Source organism: Rhodococcus sp. IEGM 1318, from assembly GCF_033142465.1.
GTDB lineage: Bacteria > Actinomycetota > Actinomycetes > Mycobacteriales > Mycobacteriaceae > Rhodococcus_F > Rhodococcus_F qingshengii_B.
The window spans coordinates 142,188-163,066 of sequence record NZ_JAWLSC010000007.1 but is presented as its reverse complement, the minus strand read 5'-3'; the positions used below and the strand labels follow the sequence as shown (position 1 = coordinate 163,066).

The 20,879-nt window shown below is 63.1% G+C and carries 22 protein-coding genes; 18 read left to right on the top strand and 4 right to left on the bottom strand.

The features are described 5' to 3' along the window. The first annotated feature begins 108 nt into the window (after positions 1–108). The 14 genes from R4P65_RS17970 (at position 109) to R4P65_RS17905 (ending at position 14,609) form a co-directional block, all read left to right on the top strand. A complete protein-coding gene (locus tag R4P65_RS17970) occupies positions 109–537 on the top strand; it encodes a hypothetical protein (protein ID WP_317827536.1) in 429 nt (142 codons plus the stop codon). A gap of 128 nt (positions 538–665) precedes the next feature. After that, the gene (locus R4P65_RS17965) at positions 666–980 is read left to right on the top strand and encodes a hypothetical protein (RefSeq protein ID WP_317827535.1); all 315 of its coding nucleotides are present in this window, start codon (positions 666–668) and stop codon (positions 978–980) included. 34 nt (positions 981–1,014) lie between these two features. Beyond that, on the top strand, positions 1,015–5,706 hold the full coding sequence (locus R4P65_RS17960) for a transglycosylase SLT domain-containing protein (RefSeq protein WP_317827533.1): 4,692 nt from the start codon (positions 1,015–1,017) through the stop codon (positions 5,704–5,706). Then, positions 5,707–6,582, top strand: a complete 876-nt coding sequence (locus tag R4P65_RS17955) for a hypothetical protein (protein ID WP_317827532.1) — start codon at positions 5,707–5,709, stop codon at positions 6,580–6,582. Next, positions 6,579–8,312 carry a hypothetical protein gene (locus R4P65_RS17950; protein WP_317827531.1) on the top strand — a complete coding sequence of 578 codons (1,734 nt, stop codon included), beginning with the start codon at positions 6,579–6,581 and terminating at the stop codon, positions 8,310–8,312. Before R4P65_RS17955 ends, R4P65_RS17950 begins: the two co-directional genes overlap by 4 nt. Before the next feature lie 21 nt (positions 8,313–8,333). Further along, positions 8,334–8,846, top strand: coding sequence for a DUF2744 domain-containing protein (locus R4P65_RS17945; protein ID WP_317827530.1), 513 nt, complete (start codon positions 8,334–8,336; stop codon positions 8,844–8,846). After that, positions 8,843–9,913 carry an N-acetylmuramoyl-L-alanine amidase gene (locus tag R4P65_RS17940; protein ID WP_317827529.1) on the top strand — a complete coding sequence of 357 codons (1,071 nt, stop codon included), beginning with the start codon at positions 8,843–8,845 and terminating at the stop codon, positions 9,911–9,913. Before R4P65_RS17945 ends, R4P65_RS17940 begins: the two co-directional genes overlap by 4 nt. Further along, positions 9,910–10,146 carry a hypothetical protein gene (locus R4P65_RS17935; RefSeq protein WP_317827528.1) on the top strand — a complete coding sequence of 79 codons (237 nt, stop codon included), beginning with the start codon at positions 9,910–9,912 and terminating at the stop codon, positions 10,144–10,146. Before R4P65_RS17940 ends, R4P65_RS17935 begins: the two co-directional genes overlap by 4 nt. Further along, positions 10,146–10,439, top strand: a complete 294-nt coding sequence (locus R4P65_RS17930) for a hypothetical protein (RefSeq protein WP_317827527.1) — start codon at positions 10,146–10,148, stop codon at positions 10,437–10,439. Before R4P65_RS17935 ends, R4P65_RS17930 begins: the two co-directional genes overlap by 1 nt. Beyond that, positions 10,436–10,885, top strand: coding sequence for a hypothetical protein (locus R4P65_RS17925; RefSeq protein ID WP_317827526.1), 450 nt, complete (start codon positions 10,436–10,438; stop codon positions 10,883–10,885). Before R4P65_RS17930 ends, R4P65_RS17925 begins: the two co-directional genes overlap by 4 nt. Further along, positions 10,866–11,321: a hypothetical protein gene (locus R4P65_RS17920; RefSeq protein WP_317827525.1), complete on the top strand. Its 456-nt coding sequence runs from the start codon at positions 10,866–10,868 to the stop codon at positions 11,319–11,321. The genes R4P65_RS17925 and R4P65_RS17920 overlap by 20 nt, the downstream gene beginning before the upstream one ends. Before the next feature lie 68 nt (positions 11,322–11,389). Then, entirely contained in the window at positions 11,390–12,190 is an 801-nt protein-coding gene (locus tag R4P65_RS17915; protein WP_317827524.1) for a hypothetical protein, read from the top strand. A 71-nt stretch (positions 12,191–12,261) separates the two neighbouring features. Then, entirely contained in the window at positions 12,262–14,190 is a 1,929-nt protein-coding gene (locus R4P65_RS17910; protein WP_317827523.1) for a hypothetical protein, read from the top strand. 80 nt (positions 14,191–14,270) lie between these two features. After that, positions 14,271–14,609: a hypothetical protein gene (locus R4P65_RS17905; RefSeq protein WP_317827522.1), complete on the top strand. Its 339-nt coding sequence runs from the start codon at positions 14,271–14,273 to the stop codon at positions 14,607–14,609. A gap of 90 nt (positions 14,610–14,699) precedes the next feature. Here the strand turns inward: R4P65_RS17905 and R4P65_RS17900 are convergent, their stop codons facing one another. After that, positions 14,700–14,933 carry a hypothetical protein gene (locus tag R4P65_RS17900; protein ID WP_317827521.1) on the bottom strand — a complete coding sequence of 78 codons (234 nt, stop codon included), beginning with the start codon at positions 14,931–14,933 and terminating at the stop codon, positions 14,700–14,702. Between the two features lie 143 nt (positions 14,934–15,076). Next, positions 15,077–15,964, bottom strand: a complete 888-nt coding sequence (locus R4P65_RS17895; RefSeq protein WP_317827520.1) for a tyrosine-type recombinase/integrase — start codon at positions 15,962–15,964, stop codon at positions 15,077–15,079. A gap of 204 nt (positions 15,965–16,168) precedes the next feature. Between R4P65_RS17895 and R4P65_RS17890 the strand changes: the two genes are divergently transcribed. Then, a complete protein-coding gene (locus R4P65_RS17890; protein WP_317827519.1) occupies positions 16,169–16,729 on the top strand; it encodes a PaaI family thioesterase in 561 nt (186 codons plus the stop codon). A gap of 23 nt (positions 16,730–16,752) precedes the next feature. On the opposite strand, the gene radA is transcribed toward R4P65_RS17890, so the two are convergent. Continuing rightward, entirely contained in the window at positions 16,753–18,186 is a 1,434-nt protein-coding gene (radA, locus tag R4P65_RS17885; protein WP_317827518.1) for a DNA repair protein RadA, read from the bottom strand. A gap of 98 nt (positions 18,187–18,284) precedes the next feature. Continuing rightward, entirely contained in the window at positions 18,285–18,920 is a 636-nt protein-coding gene (locus tag R4P65_RS17880; RefSeq protein WP_230816688.1) for a copper chaperone PCu(A)C, read from the bottom strand. Positions 18,921–19,185: 265 nt separating this feature from the next. Between R4P65_RS17880 and carD the strand changes: the two genes are divergently transcribed. The 3 genes from carD to ispF are packed head-to-tail and all read left to right on the top strand — an operon-like array spanning position 19,186 to position 20,873. Beyond that, positions 19,186–19,674, top strand: a complete 489-nt coding sequence (gene carD / locus R4P65_RS17875) for a CarD family transcriptional regulator (RefSeq protein ID WP_230816687.1) — start codon at positions 19,186–19,188, stop codon at positions 19,672–19,674. Between the two features lie 23 nt (positions 19,675–19,697). Then, the gene (gene ispD, locus R4P65_RS17870) at positions 19,698–20,396 is read left to right on the top strand and encodes a 2-C-methyl-D-erythritol 4-phosphate cytidylyltransferase (RefSeq protein WP_317827517.1); all 699 of its coding nucleotides are present in this window, start codon (positions 19,698–19,700) and stop codon (positions 20,394–20,396) included. Beyond that, complete coding sequence (ispF, locus tag R4P65_RS17865; protein WP_230816685.1) at positions 20,397–20,873, top strand: 2-C-methyl-D-erythritol 2,4-cyclodiphosphate synthase; 477 nt, start codon at positions 20,397–20,399, stop codon at positions 20,871–20,873. It abuts the gene before it with no gap. The last annotated feature ends 6 nt before the right edge of the window (positions 20,874–20,879 follow it).

The window sequence follows — 20,879 nt, the reverse complement described above, 5'->3', positions numbered from 1 at the left end:
CACTGACGGCCCCTGGTCGTCTCCCCAAGCCTGGCCGCACGGTGATGTCCCAGCCACCGTGCGGCCAGCCTTTTCGTATCCAGCTGGGACGCTGGGAAGGAAAACAACATGTCCGAGAACACATTCACTGCTCCGCCACTGGTCGACTCGCTCGATGACACACCAGCGCCCGCGGCGTTCGGCGGCAAGTTCGCCGAGTACCAACAGCGCGCAGCACTCAAGGCCCGCCCGCCCGTCATCTTCGGCGCCGAGGAAGGTTTCGATCCGCCGATCGTGATCGCGCCGGCGAATCCGGAGCGTATGGACGCGATGAACCGGGTCATCTTCGACAAGGACAAGCTGACCATCTTGATGGCCGGCGCTCTCGACGAGGACGATCCGAACTTCGACGCGCACGGCCGTAAGGAGTTCGATCGCCTGTGGGCTGTGATCGGGAAGATGCCGATCGAGGTGTATCGGGTTCTGTTCCAGGACGTCTGGGATCAGCTCTTCGGTAAGGGGGCGGCGAATGTGCCGGGGGGTTCGAAGCGCTCCTAGCTCTCGTCGAGAACTACGGGGCGCAGCTGCGCTACGACTTTCACGCTCACCTCACCCTCGATCTCGACGACTGGTTTCGAGGTGAGCGTGACTGGCGCACGTTCTGGGAACTGAAAGACGAACTGCCGATGGGCAGCAAGTACAAGGCAGCGCTCCAGGACGACGACGAACGCGCTGCCGTGTTGCTGCGGTTGCATCCGGAACTCGCGCAACCGGCCAAGGCGGGCAAGGCCGGAATCCCGTTGCAGGGCTTCACTCCCGAGATGGCACTGCTCGCTCGCGGATTGAACCATCTGATCGCGCTGCTGGCGGCGTTGGTGGGTGCCAAGGATCCGAAGTTCATCGACCCTCCGCGCACTGCGCTCGATCGGGTGATCGAAGCCGGTCGCGGAAACGGAATGGCGCGCACGCTCGCGAAAGCTCTTCCGCACCAACACCAATAACTGAAAACCCTGACGCTCACGAGTGGAGGCGACGATGACCAACTATTCGGCCGGTTCGGCATCGATCGACATCGGATCGAATCTGCACAACTTCCACCGTGACGTCAGGGCCAAGGTCGAGTCGGAGGACGTCAGTTTCTTCGTCGACGTCCTCCCGGACATGACCGGGTTCGCGACCGAAGTCAACACTCGACTCGACGCGATCGATGCCGAGTTCTACGTCGACGTCCTCCCGGACATGACCGGCTTCGCCCGCGAAGTCGACAATCGACTGGCGGCCATCAACGCCGAGTTTTTCGTCGATGTCCGACCCGACATGTCCGGCTTTGCAAGCGAACTCGACACCCGTCTAGCCACCATCACCGGTGAGATCGACATCGAACCGAACGTCGACCTCACCGGTTTCGGGCAAGCATTGCAGGCCCGGCTGGACCTGCTGGATCTGCACGTCGACGTCGACGTGCGTCTCTTCGACGCGGTCGCGGCGACACGACTCGACATCCTCACACGGGACCGGACCATCGACGTCGACGTCCGGGTCGATCGCAACATGCTCAATCAACTCGGCAACCTCGGTGGCGGTGCCGGAGGCGGACTCGGTGGCTCCATCTCCGGTCTCGGCGGAGCAAGTTCCTCCGCCACCGGTGGACTGACAAGCATGGCGCTGATCCTCGGCGCCATCGTGACGATCGCCCCGCTCGTGATCGGTGCAATCGGCTCGATCGGCGTCGGTATCGCAGCGCTCGGCACTGTTGCCGGCCCCGCACTCGGAGGCCTGCTCACCGGTCTGTCCGGTGTCGGAGAGGCCTTCAGCGCTGCCGGTGCCGCAGCGGATTCCGCCGGCGAGGACGTGGAGGCGTCCGCGAAGGCTCAGGAGTCCGCTCTGCGCTCGCTGGGCCTGGCGCAGCGCAACCTTCAGGACGCCGTCAAAGACGAGACTCGGGCCCGCGAAGACGTCATCCGTGCACGCAAGGACGAGCAGGAGCAGCTCGAAGATCTGAACATCACTCTGCGCGGTGGTGCGATCGCCGAGCAGGGCGCGGTGTTGGCGTTGGCGCAGGCCCGCCGAGATGCCCGCAACCTCAAGCCCGGCACCGATCGGCTCGATCAGGACATTGCAATCAACCGGGTCGCGGAGGCCGAGCAGCGTCTGCTCGAAGTCCAGGAACGCAACCAGGACCTCGCAGGCAAAGCGGACAACGCGAACCGCGTCGGCATCGAAGGATCTGAGCAGGTTGTCGCGGCGAAGGACCGCGTGTACGACGCCGAACGCCGCGTCACCGACGCACAGCAGCAGGTCCGTCTGGCGCAGGAAGCCACCGAAGAGTCGATGACCAAGGCGACGACGGCGGCCGACAAGTACGAGCAGGCACTCTCCAAGCTCTCACCGGCGGCCGCGGACTTCGTCCGGAGCATGCGTGCTCTCGCCGAAGAGGGCGGCGCGTGGAACGTCTTCCAACAGTCCGTGCAGCAAGGCCTGTTCGAAGGTATCGGTGACTCGGTCTCGGACCTGGCGAATACCGTTCTGCCGAAGATCACTCCGGCGATGACGGAGATCGCACGCTCGATCGGCGGGATTGTCACCACGATCTCCGACGTGCTCACCGGCCCCGCTGGCGAGCAGTTGGTCACCCTGTTGACGGAGATCCCGCAGTTCTTCACCGCGATGACCCCCGGCATCGAGTCCACCGTTCAAGGGTTCCTCGCCTTCGGTGACGCTGCAGCACCGGCGATGACGGCGCTCGGCCAAGGTGTCGGCGACGTCCTCGGAATGATCGGTGACGCCTTCGTCGAGCTGAACGACTCCGGCGTTCTGACGGAAGCGATTTCAGGGTTCGGGGACATGCTCTCGGGCATCGGTCAGTGGATGGGTCCGCTAACGACGATGTTCGTCGAACTCGGTGCGGTGGCGGGTCCGATCTTCGGTGACCTGTTCACCATCTGGGGTCAGACCATCTCGGAGATGACACCGGCGCTCACCATCATGGCGCAGGTGATCGGTGATGTCCTCGTCAACGATTTCGATGCGTTCCGTCCGGCGATTATTGCTGTCACGCAAGCCTTTTCGGACTTCCTCGTCGCGGTGTCACCGCTAATCCAACCGCTGGCGGAGATGGCCTCCGTCATCCTGACGGGGATGGCGACGAATTTCTCCTCGCTGATGGTCGCCATGACACCAGTGATCGAGCAGATCGCGCAAAATCTGGAACCGATCATCCCGATTCTTGCCAATCACATGGAGAAGCTGACGCCGATCTTCGCCGACGCGGCAATGATTCTCGGTGACGCTCTTGTGACGGCACTCGACGAGCTCGGGCCGTACCTGCCCGAGCTAGTGCAGACGATGTCGGATCTGGTGATCACCATCGCTCCGCTGCTTCCGGAGCTGGTTGAGTTGGCGATCGAGGTCATTCCGATCGTGGTGGGCGCGGCGTCGACGATTCTGCCGATCTTCACCAATGTCGTCGGGATCTTCGCGGAGATCGCGACGTATGCGGTTCCGCTGATCACAGGCGCGCTCAACGGGCTGGAAGGGCCAGTCGGCGCGATCGGCGGATTCTTCTCGACGATGGCGACGACAGTCTCAGGCGTCTGGGATGGGATTATCAACGTCATACGCGGCGCGGTACGCGCCATTGGTGGTCTGCTGCAACAGGTTCCGTCGACGATTTCCTTCGGAATCGGACCTCTGAAGAAGACGTACGACTTCGGCGGGGCGAATGACCTCGGCGCAGCAATGGTGCAGTGGGCAAACGGAACCGTGCTACCCGGCAACGCAGTTGCTGAATCTGCCGATGGCGCGAAGTCTCCGGAGCGTATGCAGATTCAGCGGCGCGCTGACGGCGGGCTCTTCCGTGGTTACGGTGGCCCTCGGGATGATGCGAATGTCGTGGCGATCTCGGACGAGGAGTACATCGTCAACGCGGTCTCGACGGCGAAGCACTTCGATCTGATCGAGGCGATCAACAACGACGAGTTGCCGGCGTTCAAGGACGGAGGCACCACCGGCCGGAAGAAGCCTGGCGGCGCGGCAGCCCCGACGCCGATCGTGCAGGCGCAGAAGGCCCCGACAGCGGCGGAGACGGCCGCGTCGACGGCGGCTCCGACCACGACCTCGGGTGCCTCACGTGGCGCAGCATCACCGGCCGGTACACCGGTTCCGGCGTCGGCGTCCTCAGTCAGCATCATCGGCTCGATGGAAGCCGTTGTCGGGGCTAAGTTCCCGTCCCTGTTACAGAACGGGCGCGCGTTCTCCGGCATGCGTTCCGGAGACCCCGGCCATCACGGCTCTGGTCACGCCGCTGACTTCTCCAACGGAGGCGACGAGGGCAGTCCCGAGATGCAGGGCCTGGCGCAGTTCATTGCCGACAACTACCTCGGGCAGACGCTCGAGCTGATCCACTCGCCGTTCGATCGCAACATCAAGAACTCCGAGTACGTCGGTGACGGCGTCGGGTTGTACGGCGCCGGAACTATGGCAGGGCATCGCAACCACGTTCACTGGGCGGTCTCGGCTCCGGTCGGCGCGCCCGGTGGTAGCGGTGCGGGCGTCTCCGGTGGCGGTGAGTCGAATCAGGTGATCAATGCCAGCCCGAACTATTCGGGAGCGTCGCCGTACAGCGCCGGCAATCCTGGTGATGCGTACGGCGCGGGGATGCTCGGCGCCAACTACGGCGACGCGTGGGATCGTGCCGACTCGTACGGTGACGGTCCCTCGGATGCTGATCTCGAGAAGATCAGTGTTCAGGCGTACGGGCGTAAAGCTGGTGAGCTGGGCGCGAATTGGTTGCTCGGGATCTTCGGGTTGGAGAATTCGATCCTGTCGGAGTCGAACGTCTACAACAAGGCCTACAACGACACGTTGGAGGCGACGAAACCGAAGGACCCTGGGCAGTACGCGGGCAGTGGGCCGGGTGTCTACACGGCGCCGCAGGTCAACGTCGACGGCGCGGAATGGATGGTCAACTCGGATTGGGGCGCCGGTGCCGGTGGTACGTCGGCGGACGCCGGACTGGGTCACGTGTACGACCCGGCCGGTGGCGCGGAGCAATGGCGCTCGACCGTCGAGGCCGTGCTGCTCGGGACGGGGCGCTCTCCCTCGTTGGCCGGGATCACGGTCCAGCAGATCCAGATCGAATCGGGCGGCGATCCGAATGCGTTCAACAACTGGGACATCAACGCACAGAACGGGACACCGTCCATCGGTTTGATCCAGGTGATCAAGCCGACGTTCGACGCGTACATGGATGCCCGGTATCCGGGTGGTCAGGCCGACCCGGCACCGAACATCGCAGCGGCATTCAACTATGTCGATGACGAGTACGGCGGCGCGTCGAATATCTGGCCGAAGGTGAACGGGTACAAGGACGGTGGTCAGTACCGGGGCCGCGGCGGTCCGCGTGAGGATGCGAATCTGATCGCGATCTCGGACGAGGAGTTCATCGTCAATGCGATGTCGACTCGGGCGAACCTGCCTCTGCTCGAAGCGATCAACTCCGGGCAGCCGGTCATGGATGCGATATCCGACAGTGCCCGGTGGTCTGCCGGTGTCGTCCCGCAGCGTCCGGTCGTCGCGGCCGGTGCCGGTTTGGGTGGTCAGAGCATCGACCGGTCCACCAATCACACCGGCGACATCATCACCGCCGATCTCGCCGCGTACTTCGCCGAACGCGAAAGACGCGCTGCGATCGACGGATTCGCCGAACTATCACGGTGGGGAGTGTAAATGTCCGAATTCCAGACCGACGAGATCCACGGCGCCGACGGCAGTTACTGGAATGTCACCACCGGCGAGCAGGGTGTGACCTTGGCGCCGGGGCCGACGAAGTTGGTGGACGCTCCGGTGAAGACGATGTGGATCAAATCGGCTCAGGGCGAGCACTATCAGGGCTCGAAGGTTCTGCGCCGTGATCCGGTGGCAGCGTTCAACATCGAGGGCGACGATCCACTGCACTGGCACGACGTGGACTCGCGGTTCCGGATGGCGTTCGAGTACGACCGGCAGAGCAAGTGGGTCCGCACTACCGCGGATGGCAGCCGCACCCTGATGGTGCGGCTGCTGTCCGAGCCGACGCAGTCTGCGATCGAGAACAAGGATCCGCACATCTGGGGACAGTCGCTGTTGACGGTGTCGTTGGCAGCGGAGTTCTCGTACTGGACGATGCCCGACATCAAGCGCCGGTGGCGTCTTATGTCCGGCACGTCTGGTAGCGGGCATGTTCCGGTGTGGAATCCGTGCGACGTCCCGATCTGGCTCAAGTGGGTGTGTACCTACCCCGGCAAGTACACGTTGCCGGACTTCTCGTTCCTCGGTGACGTCGCGGCGGCGCGAGTCGTTCCGCTGCAACCGTTGGTGGCCACGGACGGCGACCTCACGGTCGATACGTCCCAAAGCGAGGAGCAGTTGATCTCGACGGAGGAAACCCCTGTGTGGCCCCGTCAGGCGGGTAAGGGGTTCCTGTTCCCGGTGCCTGCGCACACCGCCAGCGAGGACAACCCGATCATGCTGCCGGTCTCGGTCACCGGCGGCGTGGCAGGTGTCTCCGGTGTGCAGCTGCGGATGCCTCGTAACTTCTCTCGGCCTTCGGGGGTGAAGCGATGACCACGATGCTCAGCGACGCCGAGTTCGACGAGTTGTGCGAGCAGACCTGGGACACCGGGCAGCTGATCCGCGAGGCGCACCGGGCCATGGCCCGCACGCCGCCGCTGGTGCGTCTGTGGGCGAACCCGACAGATCCCGCGCAGGGACTGCTCCTACGCGGGATCGCCGCGGACTCGAGTTCGGGGAAGTTCCCGTTCAAGAAGAACCGGGCCGGCACTGGAACGCTCAAGCTGCGCGGTGATCACTTCCTCGCGCGGTGGCTGATGACCATCCCGAACAATCCCGCCGCGAAGAAGAACGTCGTCGTCTCGGTCGATCACATGGGTGGCCGGATCCGGTGGTCGGGTCTGCTCAAGCACTGGCGGTTCACCAAGGACAAGGACGGAATCCGTTTCCTGGAAGCGACGTTCGTCGACGACTTGCAGTTCCTGTCGTACCTTCTCGCGCCGCCGAACCCCGCACTTCCTCTCGGGTTGTTCCAATTCCCGCGCGTATTCACCCTCCTCGGCCCCACGATCTGGGCTGCATCTATGACGATCTGGCTGAATCTTTGGAGGTTCCAGGGGAATTGGTGGAATCTTCCCGACGATCCGTTCGATTTCAGTCAGTGGACCGACGCGCACAACATGAACACCTGGCAGGTGATCATCAAGGCGCCGACGTTCTTCAACGATCCGTCGCTGCCCACTCTGTTGGCGGCGCGGATGGACCCGATCGACAAGGTCATCGAAGACGCCATCGATGACGCGCAGGTCGTTATCCGGTACCGGCGGATCTTCACCGTCGACGGTGAGGTCTCCGGAGTTCCCGGTGTGGACAATCCGCGTAACGGTGTCCTCGTGCTTTCCCTGCACGATCGTTCCGGCTACTACGAGGACACGGGCACCGGAACTACCGGCACGGTCCTCGACGGTTTCAAGCGCTCGATTGCGCAGTTCGCTTCCGGGTTCATGGAGACCGTGGATGTGTTCGTCTCCGACGACCAGACCCTCACCCCTCCGGAGTACTACCTCAAGAAATGGTTCGGGGTGGTTCCTAGTCATCCCTGGATAGTCCTTCGGGACAGCGAATGGTCGAACATCGAAGCCTCGGATCTCTCGTGGGGTCCGGCCGGGCCCGTGCAGATCGTGGTCGGCGGGCAGAACGAGTTCGCGGACAGTGCGATCGAGTTGGCGATCCAAGCGGCCGGCAACATGATCGGGTACTTCTTCCTCGGCGGATTCTCCTCCGCCGGTGATATGGCAGCGACGGTGATCATGCCGCTGCTACGCGGAACCGTACTGGCGTGGAACAACTTCAAATCCGGTGCACGTGCGATCAACCTCGGTTGGGTGCACCTGATGGAGATGTACCAGTCCGGTGCGAACAACGCCTGGACGATCTCCGCCGTGATGGCGATCCGCACAGGCATGCTCGCCACCGCCGACGAGTCGGCCTCGAAGATGCGCATGTCCGCGGGTGCTCCGTACTACCCCGGATTGCACATGCTCACCGGCGACCGTGTCGCGCATTCCATCGAAGGGATGACCGACTCGATCACCACAGATCCGTTGTTCATCAACCAGATCGAGGAAATGAACCTCGCCTGGGACGCCGAGCAGGACGCACCGCACGACTACGAGATCACCGCCGGCACGGGCAAGGCCCTGATGACTCAGGCCGAACGCTCGTCCCGGCTGATGTCCAAAGCGATGGCGACGCTACAGAACATCGGCGTCAGCCTCGTTTAAACCGATGGGAGAACAATCGCGATGAGTGGTGTTCCGTTACAACAGGAATGCAATCCCGACGACCCGGAAGAGCATCTGCTCTGGTCGTACACGAAACTGCCGATGAAACTCGCCGACGGCGCCTACCTGGTGACCATGCCGGAGGTTCTGAAGAAGTGGTCGAAGCAGCAGTACGACGCAGGGTTTCGTCACCATCCGGAGTTGCAGAAGATCGAGTTCGTACCGCCTCCGGGCGGGATCAGCATGTACGGCCCGCCCGGGGAATGGCTCGAAGTCGAGAAGGCAGCGCAAAGGCGCATCGAGAACGCCGAAGCCACCCAGCGCGAGTTCGAGAACCTCAAGGATCAAGTCCTCGCATCGATGCCCGAGTACGCGGCGCGAATCGACTCGATGACTCCGGAGGAAAAAGCAGTCGCCCGTGAGGACGCGAAAGCCAAACTCACGGACTCTCTCTCGGAGATGCAAGCCCTGCTCAATCTGCTCAATCAATCGGAAGAGTCCGCCGACGCCGCGGACGAGACGGAGGAATCATGACATGGACAGGTGATCCGATCTGGCTCGAGCAGGTGCTGCGCGAGGCCGGACTATCGGTCTCCGTGCATCCCGGTGCACTCGACCGGGGGCACGGCGACATGGGAACGCTGTGGGGCGCAATGCTCCACCACACAGGTGCACCGGTCGGCAGCAATCCCGGTCCGGGTGCGATCGCCAACCATCCGAGTCTCGGACTCGCGGCGCAGCTGCACATTTCACGGTCCGGTCATTGGACGGTCTGTGGTGTGGGTATCGCCTACCACGCTGGACAGGGCAGCTATCCCGGTCTGCCGACCAACAATGCGAACCCGATCGTCGTCGGCGTCGAGGCGGAGAACTCCGGCACCGAAGGGTGGTCGAGCGCGCAGTACTGGTCGTACGTCAGGGGCGTCGCGGCCATCAACCGGCGCGCCGGCCGTGACAGTTCTCGAGCGATCGGGCACAAGGAATGGGCTGCGATACAGGGCAAGTGGGATCCGGGCGGAATGGACATGGGCAAGCTTCGCGCCGACGTCGGCAACATGATCGCCGAACTCAACGGCGTCAAGCCCGACGTCCCGGTCATCGAGAACCAGATCGACCGCGTCCGGTTCTTCTCCGACTGGCTCGGCAAGCGACTGCACGACGGCGAGAAGCCCTGCAAGGACGGCGTCGGCCGCTACGCGGACTTCGAGAACGGTTCGATCTACTGGCACCCCGACACCGGGGCAGTGCCGATCCCGAAGCTGGTCTACGAAGTGTGGGCCGCACGAGGCTGGGAGATCGAGTACCTCGGCTACCCACAACGATTCCACGTGGTCTACGAGAACGAGGGCGACCTCCAGTCCTTCCAGGGCGGCACCATCGCACGCCGCTACGGCACACCTGGTTTCGTCTGCCACGGCGTCATCGGTCGACGCTGGATCGAAGAAGGCGGCGTCCGCGACGTCGACGGCAAACCCACCACGCTCGGCTGGCCCACCTCCGACGAATACGACTTCGACGGCGGTCGACGTCAGGACTTCGAGCACGGTTCCCTCCTCTGGCATCCGTCAGGGGCAATCGAGATCACAGGAGACAACCGATGAGCCACAACGATTCCCGCTCCACTGCGGACATCGACAACCGCTTCGACTTCCATCCCGCAACCACGGCCGAGAAACGCGGCGAACACGGCAGCATTCGGGAAGCGTGCAAAGCCCTCGCGCACGATCTCGACGCGAAGGTTCCACCCGGCCGCGAGAAGTCCCTCGCTCTGACCAACCTGGAACAAGCCATGTTCTGGGCCAACGCAGCAATCGCACGACAGGCGGAACAGTGATGACTAACCCAAACATCGATATCCTCGGAAACCTTCTGCGCGAGAAGCTCGCCGAGCAACCGTGGGTGAAGCGATACGCGAACACGGTCACCTCCGCAGTGGGCTTCCTCGTCGCGCTGGTGTGGCTACTGGTCTCGGTAGGTGTGGATCTGCCCGCAGAAGTAACCAGCGGCGTCCTGCTGCTCGTGAGCGCCCTGACCATGGTCGGTGTGAAGTTCACCCCGAACGGCGTCACCGAGAAACAGGTGGACGAGATCGAAGCGTACGTCGGCCGACACCGCTCGGACGGATGATCGCCCCGGCGGGTGGCCGGTGGCGACTGCTCGCCGGCCACCTCGCGTTGCCGTGGATTCAGATCATCTTCCTCGTCGATGCGATCGGGCGCGGCCTCGATTACTCGTACCCGCCCGGCACCAGCACGCTGACGCTAGCGACGGTCGAGCAGGCAGCGCCTATCCAATGGTGGGGTATCGCGATTGTGGCGGGCGCGCTGTGCGTGGTGGCAGGACAACTCGTCGGCAGACCGACGGTGGCGATCGTCGGCGAGGTCATTCTCGGTGCGTTGATCGTGGGACTCGGCGCGAGTCTGTTTCTGGCGGTGATGGATCGGCTGTGGTGGGAGGGCTTTCGCACAGGTCTGACGTTGATGTGTGTAGGGGCAACACATTTCGCGTTGGCGTATGCGATCACGAGGTCGAACCGGATGTGGAGGTGGTCCGATGCCCCAGCCTCCCGATGAGGTGGTCAACAGTCCGTGGGTTTTGTACGCCACCATCGCTTTCTTTGTTGTCACGTACGCGGTCGCGGTGTCGCGGAAGTTGCAGGAGTTTCTTGGTCCGTTCGGTCGGTGGATTACCAGCAGGCAGGAGCGATCGATCGAGCGGGAACGCGCTCGCCGGGTCGCTGAGGCGGCGCTTGACGATGTCGTGGTGCGCGAGCTCAAGGCTGACATTGCTGACATAGGCGCACAGATGCGCGCGCAACGTCGCCGACACAACGAAGACTTGACGGCGCTGCGCCGTGAGTACGACCGACGGATCGCAGACATCCGGACCGAGTACGACGGACGAATTGAGGAGATGAAGTCCGCACACGAACGTGAAGTGCGTGGACACATCGAGGAGATGACGCGTCTTCGAAATCTGTTGCAACGCTCCGGAGGTGACCCACTTTGACAAACCCGGGTAACAATTTCAACCGACCGCCCACTGTCGTCACCGGCAACGATGGGTCCACTCGCGCTATGGCCCAACGCACGCAGGACGCGGTCGTCAAGCAGAAGTCCGACGAGCTCAAAGCCAGCGGGTGGGGAGCTGGGTCAGGTTCGTTCTTCGGTGGCATCCTCGCGGGGTTTGCCGGGATCGGTTCTCTGCTCGACAATCTTGCGGCGGCGTTCTTCGGTTCGGGGCCCTTTGACCCGAACTCGCCACTCGGGCGGATCGCGAGTCGCGGCGTCCTGATCAATAACTTGCAGAGCACCACGCAGAAACTCGAGGGCATCATCGGGTACGGGTCGTGGGTTGCCGGTCAAAACAAGTTCATCGGCGTCATCAACACTGTCGTCGAGCGGGTGATGGAGTTCGACACCCAACAGGGCCCGATAGAAGGTGTGGAACTGTATGCCGATCCTAAGTTCGGCGGCCGCAAGATGGTTCGGCTGAAGTCTCGCGGGCTCTGGGAGATCAAGGCTCAGACGAAGGCCCGGCAGACCGGATTCACCGGGCTCGACAAGGTATATCTCGACATCGTTGTCCGTGATCATCACGGGGTGGAGTTCTACCGTCGTGCGGCAGATGCTGTCGCGCACAAGGATGAGGGCGGTGTGTTGCCGAATCGGGTCGGCGACGGCGAGGTGTGTATCAAGGGTGATCTGTTCGTCGTCGTACCAGACCCCGATTACACCGTGCACGTCGAATTGTTCACCGATCGCTGGCGTTGGTTCTACGGCGGGTCTGTGTGGTCGGGACTGAGTGTGCTCAAGCATTCCTCGGAAGTCGAACACGAAGGGACCGTCGATCCTGGGACTCCGCCGATCGCTGGATAAGTGAGTCCGGTTCGCGTCGGGTCGCAGTGACGGTCGGAAGTTTCGAATATTGATGTACGACAAGGAGAGTCATGACTGTTATTTCCGAACCGCTCACCGATCCGGCCGGACGTCCCGAGACCGAACCGCTGGCATTCTTCGTCGAGCGCATCCGTCAGAATGCCAGCGGCTCAGGGATCGTCAGCGTGCAGCGCGTGGACGTCACCCCGGTCAACGGAATCCTGACAACACCCAATCTCGATCCGGGACCGATGGAAGTGCAGTGGCGCGGCAACCGCTACAAGTTCGAACTCCCGAACTCCGAAAATTCGGTGGAGCTTTGGCCGCTGATCGAGTTCTCGGTCCCGTCGACGCCGCCGGTCGTCTCCCTGGTGAAGCAGTACCGGGACGAGGCGAAGGCGGCTCGCGATGTCGCGGTCGCCGCGGCCGAAGGTGTTGCCGGTATCGGAGAGGACCTCGAGCAAATCGCGGAGGACCGTGCGGCAGCAGAGGCCGCTCGCGATGCGGCTGAGGGTTTCGCCACCAGTGCGGGCACATCGAGTGGACACGCGGACACCGCCGCTGGCGCAGCCGGCGAATCCGCCACCCTGGCCGGCCAGCACGAGACGGCGGCCGCGGGCCACGCGAGCACCGCATCCGACAGTGCCGCTGCGGCCGGACAATCCGAGACCGCCGCAGGCCAGCACAAGGTCGCCGCCGAGGAGGCCGCTGAACGATCTGAGCAGATCGCCGCCGGAATCCAGGACGTCGCCGAGGATGCTGCACAGGTGGCCGAGGATCGGCTGGCAGTCGAGTCCGCGGCCTCCACCGTCGCGACCGACCGCCAGACTGTCACGACTGCACACGATGTCGTGGTCGCAGCGAAGACCGATGTCGAGCAGATCCAGACCGATGTTCACCAGACGAAGAGCAGCATTGAGAACACTGCCAGCCTCGTCGACCAGACACTGGAGCAGTACGGCACTCAGTTCGTCGCGGAGAGGGAACTGTCGCAACAGGCGGTGGCGGATGCGAGCGTGCAGGCGCAGCGGGCTGAGGACGCGGCTGACGGCATCGTTGCGGGTTCTGTGCTCGACAACGCGGTCACAACACCGAAACTCGCCGACGAGGCAGTCACGAAGGCGAAGACGTCGCCGACGTTGCAGGCATCGTTGGACAAGGCCGACGGAGCGGTGCAGGAGGATGATCCACGCCTGTCCGACGCGCGGCCACCGACCTCGCACACGCATTCCGAGTCTCAGGTGACGGGGCTGACTGCGAAACTCGCTGGGCTGCAGCCTCTGGCAGAGAAGGGGCAGGCCAACGGTTACGCTCCGCTCGATGAGAACGGCAAGCTCGCGGCGGCCTACCAACCGTCGTACGTCGACGACGTTCTCGAGTACGCCAACCTGGCCGCGTTCCCTGCGGTAGGTGAGTCCGGGAAGATCTACGTCTCGATCGTCAACAACCGTCCCTACCGATGGTCCGGCTCGGTCTACGTGGAGATCGCCCCCTCGCCCGGTTCGACCGACGTCGTGCCCGAAGGTGCGACGAACAAGTACTTCACCGACGCTCGCGCACAGGCCGCTCTCGCCGTGGCACTCGCCTTGTTGGCCCCGAAGGCGAGTCCGGTGTTCACCGGTGCGGTCAAGGGCGTTCCGTACCCGATCGGTTATGTTGCCGCGCTCGGGACGCGTGCCGTCGGATACTTGGAACTGCCTGGCGGACTGACAATTGCGGACCCGTGCACGATCACCAGAATCGTCTACAGCTTCGACATCCCCGACGCGGCGGGGTCGACGACTGTGGAGCTCCGCAAGAACGGCGCCACAATCTCTGGCACGTCTTTGACGGTGACCGCAGCGAATCAGGCTGGCGGACCCACAACCCTCACTGCTCGGACGGTTTCGGGTCTCGGTGTCGTACTGACAGAGGGTGACGTTCTCAATGTGTACGTCTCCGGTATCGGTACCACTCCAGGCAAGGGTTTGACCGCGAACATAAAGGCGGTGACGAGTTGATCATCGTGCGCCCGACGAGTCTGTTCACCCCGGGCGGTATGACTCGGTTAGCTGACGGGAGTATTCAAACGGCAACGCCGGTGAAGACTATCGGCTGGTCAGCGGACCCAGCATTTCCCGGCACTGTCGCAGTGAACAACGGACTGCAGATGGATGGCTCGGCGGCTGTGGTCTTGAACTTCAGTGGCACGTTCTACGCGACATTCGGGATGAACATGAATGTCGCTGCCTATGTGGCTGGTGTTCAGCGAGGACCTACTTCCACGTTTGCCGTGACGGCTTACAGCAACGTGGTGAGAAGCGGGTCCATACCGTTCTCCGTGAATGCTGGCGAGGTGGTGGACCTATACGCCTGGTGCGCCAACGCATTTACCGTCACAGTTCGCGCGGGCACCGCCTGGTCCGTAGTTCCGGGCTAGCAAGGGATAGCCCTAAGCGAGTGCGCGACAGAGCCCCCAACTCATAACTTTCGGTTATGGGTTGGGGGCGATCTGGCGTTTTTGAACTGGTCAGCAGCGGCCGGATTCGGCTCGTGCGAAGGCCTCTTCAATCCGATGTCGTTCGTCGAGGGGCGTCTTGTTCCACTCGCCCGACTGTCGGGACTCTTCGAAGAACGCTTGAAGGATTTCGGACGAATCCGCGTTTGGGTCGAACTCGGCGGCGCTGTCGAGGAAGTCCATCAGAAAACTGCAGTACTCGGCGACGGACCCCGAGCTCTGATAGATCGTGATGTCCTCACCCAATCCAGCAGTATTACCATCATGCGAACCCGGTGTGGCACTACCGTCCACCGCGGTTGAGCAACCGGCGATAAACATTGAGCATGCGGTCAAGACGGTCAGCGTCCACTTGTGCATGCATGGATCAAACCAGACCAGCTGTCAGGTTACGAGGCGATCGCCGCAACCTCCTCTACCGAGGCGACAGGCTGTCCGGGGAACTGAAGCAGTTCGATCGCGGTGACCTTCTGTAGATCGGCGACGAGTGTGTAGATCTGTGTGGTTTGCAGTGAGGCGTGTCGCATGAGTTCCTGGACGGTGCGGAGGTCGACGCCGGCGCGGACCAGCATGGTGGCGAACCAGTGTCGGAGGCGGTGGCCGGAGCCGGGGATCTCCGCTCGGATCATCAGGCCGCATAGGGTGTTGGTCACGGACTTCGGGGCCATGTGTGGCAGCCGACCGCCTCTCGAGGGGAACCACCACCCGCGGCGTGGCATCGTCTTCGCGAGCTCGACGAGGTCCGGGTGCAGGGGGAGGACCGCGGTCACTTCACCCTTGCCGACGACCGTGATGGTCTTCGCGATGATGTCGACGTCCTCGCCCCTGACGCGGGCGATCTCGTGTACGCGCAGCCCTGCGAGTGCGGCGAGGTGAACCATGACGCGGGTCTTGCGGTGCATCCGGGTCTGGACGAGCACGGGCATGTGTTCGTTGGCGACGGGCTTCGGCTCGCCGCGCGGGCGACGTGGCGCGCCGACCTTGGTCATGGGATTGCTCTCGCGATATTCCATCAGCATCAGCCAGACGAACCAGGATTTCAGATGTGCGTGGTACGTGGCTCTCGTCGACGCGGACCAGCCGGGGCGTGCCAGCCACTTTGCGATCTGCTGGGAGTTGAGATCCAGGGCGCTGGTGCCGACTTCTCTGCTGATCCGGACGACCGTTGCCGATCTGTCCGTGACTGTTCGATCCGAAAGTGATCGGGCGTACTGCCAGGTTTCCCATTCGTCGAGACGAGGGTCACGTTCGGGGACGAGTGTGAGGTGCGGTGTCATGCGGAGATTCTTTCCCCTGCTCAGGAGTCGTGGGTGGCCGACGAGAACCTTGACCGGTTTAGGACTTTTGTCGGGATACAAACCGACCGCTCACTCGTTGATGTGGTGGTGGTCGCGGCGATTTGTGGGTGCCGTTCTGGCCGGGGAAGATCAGGAAGCTCGTAGCAAATGCCGCACCGGCGGCGGGAAATTGAGGATCTCTCCATGAGTAGTACCTGGACCCTGCCTGACGACCTGACCCTCCCGGAGCCGACCGAATTCTTTCCGGCCGCCGGCGAGAAGCTGCCTCAGCACTGGTCGAAATGCTTCGGCTGCGGCGACGACCAGCCTGCCGGAATGGCGATGAGTTTCAGGGCCGGTAGCGGGCTGGAAGTGACCGGTCGTCTGGAGGTCGCCAAGAAGTATCAGGGTGGTCCGGGTGTCATTCACGGCGGCATTCTGTCGACGGCTTTCGACGAGGCTCAGGGCATGGCATGCATGGCTCTCGGCTCACCGGTGGTGACCGGGCACCTCGAGATCGACTTCGCCCGGCCGATCCCGTTGGGATCGGTGCTCGAATTCCGGGCTCGCATCGACGGCGTTTTGCGCCGCAAGGTCTACACCAGCGCGGAAGCGGTGATCGTCGAAGGTCCGACAGCGGATCCGGACAGGGTGGTGGGAACCTCCCGAGGACTGTTCCTGACCATCACCTCGGAACACTTCGCCAAGACCAAGGAGTTCGTGGACGGCGAACCGACTTCCCCGTTCGGCACCTCGTCGGTCTGACGCGGTAGTCGGCCGGAGGCCGGTCATTTCACCGGAGTGAGCTTGGGGCGAGACGGGGCTTGTTTGCCGCCCATCAATCCGGCATAGGCGAGTGCCTCGGCCAGGTTCGCGACTTCGTTGACGCGCATGCCGGGAATGTTCGGGCCGGAATCGACCGGCACGATGGCGCTGGTGAATCCCAATCGGGCAGCTTCGATCAGCCGCCGGTTGACGCCGGCAACTCGTCGAACCTCTCCGGCGAGTCCGACCTCGCCGAGGATGACGAGCCCCTTGGGGACGGGTTTGGCTTTCACAGCGGAAGCGACCGCTATGGCGAGAGCCAGATCGGCACCCGGCTCGGTCATCCGCATGCCGCCGACGGTCGCGGCGTAGACGTCGGCCTTCGAGATCGACACTCCGACGCGGCGCTCCAACACGGCCAGAACCATGGCCACACGGGCGGTGTCGAGCCCGCTGACGGCTCGGCGAGGTGTCGGTAGAGGCGTGGCGGCGACGAGGGCCTGAACTTCACCGAGTAGAGGTCGCTTACCGTCCATCATCACTGTGACGGCAGTGCCTTCCACGGCTTCTTCACGGTGATGCAGGAACAGGCCGGACGGATCGCTGATCTCGTTGATGCCCTGCTCGCTCAGCTCGAAGCATCCCACCTCGTCGGCCGCACCGAATCTGTTCTTGACACCGCGGACCATGCGCAGGGTGGAGTGCTTGTCACCTTCGAAGTGCATAACCACGTCCACGAGATGCTCGAGCGAGCGCGGACCGGCGACGGCGCCGTCCTTGGTGACGTGGCCGATCAGAAGCACCGGGATTCCGCTGGCCTTTGCCAGGGAGGTCAGGGCGCTGGTGACGGCCTTGACCTGAGTCACGCCGCCGACGACTCCGTCGACGTCGGCAGCAAGCATGGTCTGCACCGAGTCGACGATGACCAGGGTCGGCTTGACCTGCTCGATGTGGCCGAGGATGGTCGCGAGATCGGATTCGGCCGCCAGATACATCCGTTCGTGGACAGAGTTGGTGCGATCTGCCCGAAGTCGGACCTGACCGGCAGACTCCTCGCCCGTGACGTACAACGCTCGATCATCTTCGCTGCGCATCGCCCAGCGGTAGACGACCTCGAGAAGTAGCGTCGATTTTCCGACACCGGGCTCTCCCGCGAGCAGAACTACGGAACCCGGAACGACACCACCGCCGAGGACGCGGTCCAGTTCGCCGATTCCGGTGGGCTTGGCCTGCGTCGAGGTGCTGTCGATCTGTGTCAACGGGGTGGCCGGCGTCGTGGGTAGTACGGCGCTTGACCCCGCTTTCGCGAGTGAAGCGCCGGCGCGACTGGCGACGGGTGCCACGACGGCGACCTCGATCATCGAGCCCCACGAGTCGCAGTCCGGACATCTACCGACCCATTTGGGCACTACCGACTGGCATTCGGAGCATCGGTAGTTCGATTTCACTTTGGCCACCGGGACAGACTAGAGGCGGGGTCCGACATGGACCCCGCCTCTAGTGCGATGCTGAAATTGTTCTGCGAGGCGCAGTGTGCGCCTTGGTGATTCGGGGCTCAGTGCCCAGCTTCTGCAACGTCAGGCGACTTGTCCGACTCGTTGCGCTCGAGCTGCGGGCCGGCATCGACAGGCACGTCGACGGTGACCGAACCGGCCTTCTCGAACTTGAAGGTGATCGGGACGGTCAAGCCCGGGCGAACGCCTGCCTTGATGTCCTGCAGAACGACGAGAGTGAGCGCAGCGGGTGCGTCGTCGTTCTCTTCGTTGTTCTTGATCTGGGTCTCGGCCTCGGTCGCGGCGCCTTCGCCGGCGGGCAACTGACCGGCCTGCAATGACGTCTGAGGCTTGATCGTCAAGCCGCCGACCTCTTCACCTGCGATGACGCGTGCTGCGTAATCGGTGGTGATACTGACGAGCTTGTCCGTGGTCTCGGCGCTGTCGTTCACGATGGTGAACGCGAGCACGGCGTTGCCGCCCGGCTCGATGCTGTATTCCTCGGACGAGGGGTAAGCGATGTGCACGTTGCGCAGTGCGATCTCACCGAGGTTGGCGGTGTTGCCGTTCACGGCGGCCTGCTGGACGGCGGTCTGGCTCACCTGTCCGGAACCGCAAGCGGACAGCGCGATGGCTGCGCCTGCAGCCAGTGCAATGGCGGTAGCGACTCGACGAGTCGGCTTACGGATAGCAGTCACGATTTGTCCTCCACGGCGTCAGGTTCGCACTCCACTAGGCAGAGTAGTAGATAAGGTCCTGCAGGCTGGCCGTCGGGTCGCCACAACGGTTGTCTGCGTGGGCTTTCAGTCGGTTACGCAGGGGTGCTCCAGACCAGTTGAATGCACGTACAACAAGCCCTGTCAACCCCTACGCTCGAGCAAGGATGCCCCTGACCTGCACAGTTGATGAGTGGTCGGTTCTTTCACGTGTTAAACTAGTGGAATCGAAAGGGGCACGGGACACATGATTTTCAAGGTCGGAGACACCGTCGTATACCCCCATCACGGTGCGGCGCTGATCGAAGCTATCGAAACCCGCACCATCAAGGGTGAGCAGAGAGAGTACCTGGTTCTGAAGGTCGCTCAAGGCGATCTCACAGTACGGGTTCCTGCAGACAACGCAGAGTACGTCGGAGTTCGTGACGTGGTCGGCCAAGAAGGCCTCGACAAGGTTTTCCAGGTTCTGCGAGCACCGCACACCGAAGAGCCCACCAACTGGTCTCGTCGATACAAGGCAAATCTCGAGAAGCTTGCCTCAGGCGACGTGAACAAGGTTGCAGAAGTTGTTCGTGACCTGTGGCGTCGTGAGCAGGACCGTGGACTTTCCGCTGGTGAGAAGCGCATGCTCGCCAAGGCTCGTCAGATTCTCGTCGGAGAGCTCGCGCTCGCCGAGGGTACTGACACCGAGAAGGCAGATACCATTCTCGACGAGGTCCTCGCGGCCGCGTCCTGACGGTAATACAACCAAAGCTGACAGTGGCAGTAGTAGCCCTGGTACCTGCCGCAGGTCGGGGAGTGCGTTTGGGTGAGAAATTACCCAAGGCATTCGTCGAACTCGGTGGGTGCACCATGCTTGCACGCGCGGTCGATGGACTCCGGAAATCCGGAGCGATCGACCGCGTTGTTGTCATTGTGCCGCCTGAACTGGTCGAATCCGTCGTGGCCGACCTCGGTCGTGCGACGGATGTCGATGTCGTCGGTGGTGGCGCCGAAAGGACCGATTCGGTTCGAGCCGGCCTCAGTGCTGCCGGTGATGCGGATTTTGTACTCGTGCACGACGCTGCACGGGCATTGACGCCGCCGGCGCTGATCGCGCGCGTAGTCGAAACTCTCCAGGCCGGCAGCTCCGCGGTCATTCCGGTACTTCCGGTTACCGACACGATCAAGTCGGTCGACGTACTCGGCGCAGTCACCGGTACGCCTCTGCGTTCGGAGTTGCGTGCGGTCCAAACTCCTCAGGGCTTCTCCACCGACGTCCTGCGGCGTGCGTACGACGCCGGTGATGTCGCCGCGACCGACGATGCCGCTCTGGTCGAGCGTCTCGGTGTTTCGGTGCAGACGATTCCCGGCGACGCTCTCGCCTTCAAGATCACCACTCCGCTCGACCTCGTCCTTGCGCGGGCGCTCCTGATCTCGGAGACAGAGTTGAGTGCGGACTCACGGAACGGAAATTAGATGCGCGTCGGTCTCGGCACGGATGTCCATCCCATCGAGGTGGGCCGACCTTGCTGGATGGCGGGGTTGCTGTTCGAGGAAGCGGACGGGTGCTCAGGGCATTCGGACGGCGACGTCGCCGTCCACGCGCTCTGCGACGCGTTGCTCTCCGCGGCGGGCCTCGGTGACCTCGGTTCGGTTTTCGGCACCGGCAGGCCCGAATGGGACGGTGTGAGCGGCGCTCGAATGTTGGCGGAGGTTCGCCGACTGCTCGAGGAGAACCAGTTCACCGTCGGCAACGCAGCAGTGCAGGTCATCGGTAACCGTCCGAAGATCGGGCCGCGACGCGACGAGGCGCAGAGGGTGCTTTCCGAGATACTGGGCGCGCCTGTTTCGGTGTCCGCGACCACCACGGACGGCCTCGGCTTGACCGGTCGCGGCGAGGGGATCGCCGCGATGGCCACCGCGTTGGTCATGACAACCGAACACGACAGGTAAGATCGC

Bases quoted from the DNA above. Each gene is read 5' to 3' on its own strand.
- R4P65_RS17925 (WP_317827526.1), top strand. From the start codon at position 10,436: ATGATCGCCCCGGCGGGTGGCCGGTGGCGACTGCTCGCCGGCCACCTC.
- R4P65_RS17950 (WP_317827531.1), top strand. From the start codon at position 6,579: ATGACCACGATGCTCAGCGACGCCGAGTTCGACGAGTTGTGCGAGCAG.
- R4P65_RS17895 (WP_317827520.1), bottom strand. From the start codon at position 15,964: ATGACACCGCACCTCACACTCGTCCCCGAACGTGACCCTCGTCTCGAC.
- R4P65_RS17920 (WP_317827525.1), top strand. From the start codon at position 10,866: ATGCCCCAGCCTCCCGATGAGGTGGTCAACAGTCCGTGGGTTTTGTAC.
- R4P65_RS17960 (WP_317827533.1), top strand. From the start codon at position 1,015: ATGACCAACTATTCGGCCGGTTCGGCATCGATCGACATCGGATCGAAT.
- R4P65_RS17915 (WP_317827524.1), top strand. From the start codon at position 11,390: ATGGCCCAACGCACGCAGGACGCGGTCGTCAAGCAGAAGTCCGACGAG.
- ispF (WP_230816685.1), top strand. From the start codon at position 20,397: ATGCGCGTCGGTCTCGGCACGGATGTCCATCCCATCGAGGTGGGCCGA.
- R4P65_RS17910 (WP_317827523.1), top strand. From the start codon at position 12,262: ATGACTGTTATTTCCGAACCGCTCACCGATCCGGCCGGACGTCCCGAG.
- R4P65_RS17945 (WP_317827530.1), top strand. From the start codon at position 8,334: ATGAGTGGTGTTCCGTTACAACAGGAATGCAATCCCGACGACCCGGAA.
- carD (WP_230816687.1), top strand. From the start codon at position 19,186: ATGATTTTCAAGGTCGGAGACACCGTCGTATACCCCCATCACGGTGCG.
- R4P65_RS17890 (WP_317827519.1), top strand. From the start codon at position 16,169: ATGAGTAGTACCTGGACCCTGCCTGACGACCTGACCCTCCCGGAGCCG.
- R4P65_RS17965 (WP_317827535.1), top strand. From the start codon at position 666: ATGGGCAGCAAGTACAAGGCAGCGCTCCAGGACGACGACGAACGCGCT.
- R4P65_RS17970 (WP_317827536.1), top strand. From the start codon at position 109: ATGTCCGAGAACACATTCACTGCTCCGCCACTGGTCGACTCGCTCGAT.
- R4P65_RS17935 (WP_317827528.1), top strand. From the start codon at position 9,910: ATGAGCCACAACGATTCCCGCTCCACTGCGGACATCGACAACCGCTTC.
- R4P65_RS17930 (WP_317827527.1), top strand. From the start codon at position 10,146: ATGACTAACCCAAACATCGATATCCTCGGAAACCTTCTGCGCGAGAAG.
- R4P65_RS17955 (WP_317827532.1), top strand. From the start codon at position 5,707: ATGTCCGAATTCCAGACCGACGAGATCCACGGCGCCGACGGCAGTTAC.
- R4P65_RS17940 (WP_317827529.1), top strand. From the start codon at position 8,843: ATGACATGGACAGGTGATCCGATCTGGCTCGAGCAGGTGCTGCGCGAG.